Below are 5,558 nucleotides of genomic sequence, written 5' to 3'. Positions count from 1 at the left end.
GGGGCTGGGGATGGACGGGCTGGGGCAGGACCTCGGCGACGCGGGTCGGCGGGGTACTGGCCCGGCGGGGGCGGCGGAGGCTGGTTGACCGGGCGCATGGGCCGGTTCATCGGCGCCGGTTGGTACTTCGGCACCTGCGCCGGCTGATAGGGCGGCGGCTGCTGCTGCTGAGCCGCCGTGATCGGCTTGGTGGGCGCCTTCTTCTGGGGCACCTGAGGCTGCGGCGTGCGCGCCACCGGCTGCGGTGGCGGCGGGTTCTGCGAGTTCCGGTCCTGAGACCGGTCGCGGCCGGGGCGGTTCAGCATGGCGGTAGTCAACCCGAAAATCCGCACGACGATTGACCCGATTACCGCAATCGGCAGAAAGCCCAGGAGCACATGGCCCACGAGCGTCACGGGCTGTGCCGACGTCGCTGCGAGCAGCACCAGGAACGGCGGCCAGAACACGCGGCGCGGCCAGTTCGGCCCGAGCCGGAACGCCGAGCCCGCCTGCAGCATCACGAACAGCAGGCACAGCAGCGCCAGCACGACGGTGATGCAGGCGGCGATCAGGAAGACGAAGGACGCGCCAGGCCGCTGGACCACACCGATGATCGACGGCGTGCCGTCGACGAGGTAGTCGCCCTGCGAGAACTGCCCGAAGCAGGTGGCCTCGTCCAGCGAGCCAGACCCGGCGATGGTGCGCCTGGACAGCCCCTGCACGGTGCCGCGCATGATCAGCCACGGCAGCACGAGGCAGCTCGCCACGCCGAGCACGGCGAAGATGGCACCCGTCACCGCGCCGTAGGAGTTGCCGACGATCCGGCGCACCACGATGGCCAGCAGCGCCCCGACCGTGGGGAACAACCCGAGCACCGCGCCGAGCGCCGTGGTGGTCCACACCCAGTCACCGGGGCAGACGCTGGCGCCCACGAAGCCGTGCAGCCACGTGAGCAAGGACTCCGCGAGCCCCACGACCCACACCACCCCTTCCGCGATCACCCCCAGCCTAGGCGCATCAACAGCTTACGGTGCGTGATTGGTCTGCGGTCGACGCCACAGCAACCCTTTCCTTGATCACTGCGTTGTACCTCCGTCTCAGTCAGCTCTGCCAGGCTGTGAGCCCATGAGAATCGCTGCCCCGTTGGCCACTACAACGGCTCCGCGCCCGTTCTGGTTGAACGCCGCCGCCGTATTCGTTGATGTCGGTCCGCGACCTCAAAGTGTCACGGGCGGCGGCGTGGTCCGCACGAATGGATGACTTGTCGGCTGACCGAGGGCACCTCGTGGTCCCAGACACTCGCACCACCCGTCGCGGTCGGCAGTTGCCAGAAAACATACGAACATGAACGACTTTTCCACTATCGTCACGTTGCGTGGCCAGACGGAAACGCGGCTTCTTCGCCGAACTGCAGCACCAGCAGAACGAGCGGCAACGTCAGCAGGCTCGTGCCCAGCGTGAGCACGAGCGCCTGGTCAATCAGGCGATCCGCGAGCAGGAGCGGCATCACAAGGAGACTGCTCGCGCCCAGGCCGAGTTCCAGAAGGCGCTCAAAGCGCAGCACATCGAGGATCAGACCAACGAGGCTGCCGCTCTGACGGCCTCGGTGCAGGACCGAGTCGCCGCGTTCAAGTCCGTCCTGGCCAACGGAGTCCTCCGCAATGCTCAGATCTCCTTCGACGCGCTGAGGGTCGACCCGTCGTTCCCGGCGTTCCAACCCGGCCAGATCGCACACCCGATCCCGCCACCCCAATGGGCTCAGTTCGCCCCGCCCGAACCAGCTGGCTTGATGGCGAAGATGTTCGGTGCTTCGAAGCAACACCAGCAACTCGTCCAGCAACGCCAGATCGACTACCAGCACGCCTGCGGGGTTCACGCGCACAAGGAGCAGGCAAGGCAACAAGCGCTGGCGGAGGCTCAGCGGCGTCACCAGGATCGCGCGCAAACACACCAGGCGAACGCCGCGCGGACCAATGCCGAAGTCGACCGGCTGGAACAAGCGTTCGTCGCGCGGCAACCCGAGGCGATCGAGGACTACTTCGAGCTGGTCATCGAATCGTCGCCCGTACCCGACGACGTGCCGGTCGATGTCGAGGTGGCCTACCAGACCGAAGCTCGCCGGCTGTACGTCATCCGCGAGCTTCCGACCGTGGACATCGTGCCCGAAGTCCAGGAGTACAAGTACGTCCGCACTCGCGACGCCACAGACGCGAAACCCCGGCCGGTCAAAGAGATCCGGCAGCGATATGCCGACCTCGTGGCACAGCTGGTGCTGCTCACGATCCGTGACGCGTTCGACGTGCAGCCTCACGACCTCGTGAACGAAGTTGCCGTCAACGGGCATGTGTCGACGCGGAACAAAGCGACGGGGCAGCCGGAACGACCATGCCTGGTGAGTGTGACCGCTACACGCGAGCAGTTCGACCAGCTCGTGCTGACTCAGCTGGACGCGACTGAGTGCCTGCGTCATCTGAACGCGCTCGTCTCACCGCATCCGCACGACATGGAAGCCGTGCGCCCGTTCTTCGATCCGGACCTGTCCAGGTATCGATTCGTGGATGAGATCGACATCGCGGCTGGGCTCGACGGACGGCCAGTGTTGGTCAGCCTCACTCCTACCGAGTTCGAGCACCTCGTGCGCCAGTTGTTCGAAGCGACCGGCATGCACTCATGGGTCACACAGGCTTCCCGCGATGACGGTGTGGACGCCGTCGCCATGAACCCGGACCCTCTCATCGGCGGACTGTGCATCGTGCAGGCCAAGCGCTACAGCAAGGCTGTTCCCATCAACGATGTGCGCGCTCTGGCCGGCACCATGGACGACACGCGGGCCGGGCGGGGCATCCTCGTCACGACGTCGTGGTTCGGCAAGCAGGCGCATGACTTCGTCGCCCGAAACGGCAGAATCCAACTGATCGAGGGGCCCGAGCTCAAGCATCTGCTGGCTGAGCACCTGGGGCTGGACGTGGTGATCGGCGTGCAGAAGGGCAAGCGTCAGCCGTCGTAGACCTCATGGTCGGACTGCGTCCGCGAGCTGCCCTCTCCCTCCGACCCGCTGGACGTCTTCACGGCCGGATCGACGGCAACCGGCAGGTCGCCGAGACCCGCGATGAAGTCGACGGTCCAGAGGTGCCGCGCGGCCGGGTTCGTATCCGTGAAGGAGTCACCGAAGCCGTAGGTGGCGACGCGGGCGTCCTTGAGGCCGTACATCTCGACGGTGATCTGCGAGCCGAGCAGGCCCTTTTCGCCGGGTGCGCAGACCAGCTCCAGGCGGGCGCGAATCCACTGCGGCGCGGCGGCGGGGTCTGCTTCCAGCTCAGAGGAGACCGCGGTGCAGGAGGTGCCGTGGGCACGTGCGACGAAGGCGGCCCGGAAGACGACGAGCTCACCGGCCGTGCAGCCGGTGAGAACGCGCGCTTCTACAGCTGTCTCCGTGCTGGAGACGACAGGACGGGCGGCCGCGCACCTCGCGGCGAGGGCTGCGGTCGAGGCCGCTGCTCCACCGGACGTGACGGCCACGAGTAATAACGCGGCGACCACTGATCTCATGCGAGAAAAAGTATTTGTGGTCGCCGCGTTCCTCACCGAACTTCACCCCACAGATGGGTGAGCGCGGAACACGTCGTACGTCGGTGTTGGCGCACCAAACGCGTTGTCACCGGGCCACCTGTCGGTGTCGCGAAAGAAGCCCGCCGAGGAGCACCACCGAGCCGAGCCCGACGTGGAACACGTTGTCGCCCGTCATGAGGTGCAACGGGCCAGCGTGCAGCTCGCCCAGCGCGAGGCCGACCGCGCCGAGCGTCAGGTACGCGCCGCCGAATGCCACCGCGAACGCCCGCGCCCACCCGGTGAACCCGAAGCCGAGCGCCGCGAGCCCCGACACGAGATGCACGGTGTTGTGCGCGAAGTCCGCGCTGTCCCCCGCGACGAACGTCACCACCCCGGCGGCCGTGAAAAGAACCCCGAGCACCCGGCAGATCCAGACCGCGATCATCGCCGCACCAGCGCGACGACCGCCGTCGCCGTCGCGACCACCACCGCGACCATCTGAATCCACAGCCCGATCGAGCCGCCCACACCGCCCGGCAGCCCCGTGTCGGTGAGCCGTCCGGCGTCTCCGCTCGCGAACAGCCCGGCCACGAGGAAGAGGCCCGCGAGGATCACCATCACCGGCGTCCACCGCCACCGTCCAAAGTAGACGAACGCCGCCGGTACCAGCTGTATGAAGAAAACAGGCGGTACCGGCGGGAAGTCCACGCCGGCCACGATCTGCACCACCACGCCGACGGTCGCCACCAGCAACGCCGACGCCGTCACCTTCGCCGCATTCTTGTCCATGCGACGAAGCGTGCTCCGCGAAGGCGGGCGGGTCGTCAGCCGCGACGGGTACCCGCGCTACGCAGCTGGACGTACTCAGTGGCCGTCGTGATCGTGGTCGTGCTCGGGCGCGAACGGCTGGTAGATGTAGAACATCGTGACCGGCTCATCGCCCGCGACGGTCTCGTGGTCGACGCCTGGCGGCACGAACGCGTACGAACCCGGCGCGGCCTCAACACCACCGATGCTCACCTTGCCGTCGATGACCCACGTGTGCTGCGTCGCCGACGGGTGGTTGTGGCCGACATCGCGCGCGCCCGGTGCCATCTGGATCAGGCCGACGATGGTGTCTCCGTTGGGAGACTTCCACAGGAGCTTGTTCTGCAGCCGTTCGTCGCCGTGCAGCGGGAACGCCTTCATCTGCGCGAGGGCTTCCGGCGTGATGACGGTGACTCTGTCGGGCAACGACTCGGTCATGTGGGCTGCCTCTCACTTCGCCTGCGGGACGCGGGAAGGCTACTCGCCAGGCTGATCGTCACGAGCAGACCCGTCACGGCCAGCACACCGAGCGTCTGCGCGAGGCGGGTGGTGCGCCTGATCGTGCACGCGTTGACGAACGGCTGCCAGTAGTCACGCTCGCCCACCCACGAGCGGTTGTAGTTCTGCGGGTTGAAGAAGAGCGGGTTGCCGCAGTTGGTCTGCTCGTGATCACCCGGCGCGCGGAACGAGACGGGATACAGCAACAGCAACGCGACGACGGCGAATCCGGCCAGCGCAATCCGGACAGGCGTGAACCAGCCTCTGAGTTTGTCCCCCACCACAACGATGCTAGCCACGGGAACACCGGGGCCGCCCACCTCACGATGGACGGCCCGGCCCGCTCAGATCAGCCGCACGTGGCCTCCGCGTTGAACAACGCGAACGACTCGAGCTTGCCGTCGGTGAACAGGAAGCTCAGCACAACGCCCTGCTGATCGGGCACCGGCACCTCGAAGGTCTTGTCGTCCTTCTGCACGAGGTTCGGGTAGGCCGCCTTGAGCTGGTCGACCGTTGCGCCCTTGCCGATGTTCTTGGCCGTTGTGGCGCCCGGCGGCGGCACGATCATCCGGATCTTGTCCCCGGCGAACATCACGCCGCCGTTGGCCTCACGTGCCTGCGCCCGCTTGACGATGCGCTCCGTGGACTGCGCGGAGAGCTGGGCGACCTTGCTGCTCGCCTCGGCGGACGCCGCGAGCCGCTCGCCGACGCGGCGGTACTCGCGG

Annotated in this window: 8 protein-coding genes and 1 pseudogene; 1 reads left to right on the top strand and 8 read right to left on the bottom strand. The window is 67.2% G+C overall.

Annotated elements, in window-relative coordinates; all coding sequences use genetic code 11:
• A pseudogene (locus FXN61_RS46830) lies at nt 1-980 on the bottom strand (serine/threonine-protein kinase); the annotation flags it as partial.
• Between the two features lie 365 nt (nt 981-1,345).
• Nucleotides 1,346-2,290: a hypothetical protein gene (locus FXN61_RS53875; protein WP_246293159.1), complete on the bottom strand. Its 945-nt coding sequence runs from the start codon at nt 2,288-2,290 to the stop codon at nt 1,346-1,348.
• On the opposite strand from FXN61_RS53875, the gene FXN61_RS53870 reads away from it, so the two are divergent.
• Complete coding sequence (locus FXN61_RS53870) at nt 2,249-2,986, top strand: restriction endonuclease (RefSeq protein WP_312878538.1); 738 nt, start codon at nt 2,249-2,251, stop codon at nt 2,984-2,986. The two genes, FXN61_RS53875 and FXN61_RS53870, sit on opposite strands and share 42 nt — an antisense overlap.
• Here FXN61_RS53870 and FXN61_RS46820 read toward each other — a convergent pair.
• The 6 genes from FXN61_RS46820 to FXN61_RS46795 form a co-directional block, all read right to left on the bottom strand.
• Complete coding sequence (locus FXN61_RS46820) at nt 2,974-3,528, bottom strand: hypothetical protein (protein WP_167980247.1); 555 nt, start codon at nt 3,526-3,528, stop codon at nt 2,974-2,976. The genes FXN61_RS53870 and FXN61_RS46820 overlap by 13 nt on opposite strands.
• A 106-nt stretch (nt 3,529-3,634) precedes the next feature.
• A complete protein-coding gene (locus FXN61_RS46815; protein ID WP_167980246.1) occupies nt 3,635-3,973 on the bottom strand; it encodes a DUF4383 domain-containing protein in 339 nt (112 codons plus the stop codon).
• Nucleotides 3,970-4,317, bottom strand: a complete 348-nt coding sequence (locus FXN61_RS46810; protein ID WP_167980245.1) for a hypothetical protein — start codon at nt 4,315-4,317, stop codon at nt 3,970-3,972. The genes FXN61_RS46815 and FXN61_RS46810 overlap by 4 nt, the downstream gene beginning before the upstream one ends.
• Before the next feature lie 75 nt (nt 4,318-4,392).
• A complete protein-coding gene (locus tag FXN61_RS46805) occupies nt 4,393-4,773 on the bottom strand; it encodes a cupin domain-containing protein (protein ID WP_167980244.1) in 381 nt (126 codons plus the stop codon).
• Nucleotides 4,770-5,114, bottom strand: a complete 345-nt coding sequence (locus FXN61_RS46800; protein ID WP_167980243.1) for a hypothetical protein — start codon at nt 5,112-5,114, stop codon at nt 4,770-4,772. The genes FXN61_RS46805 and FXN61_RS46800 overlap by 4 nt, the downstream gene beginning before the upstream one ends.
• A 68-nt stretch (nt 5,115-5,182) precedes the next feature.
• Nucleotides 5,183-5,558 (bottom strand): hypothetical protein (locus FXN61_RS46795; protein WP_167980242.1); only part of this gene is annotated, 376 nt, incomplete at its 5' end.

Origin of the sequence: Lentzea indica (assembly GCF_012184385.1) — a bacterium.
GTDB lineage: Bacteria > Actinomycetota > Actinomycetes > Mycobacteriales > Pseudonocardiaceae > Lentzea > Lentzea indica.
This window is presented reverse-complemented; position numbering and strand designations above follow the sequence as displayed.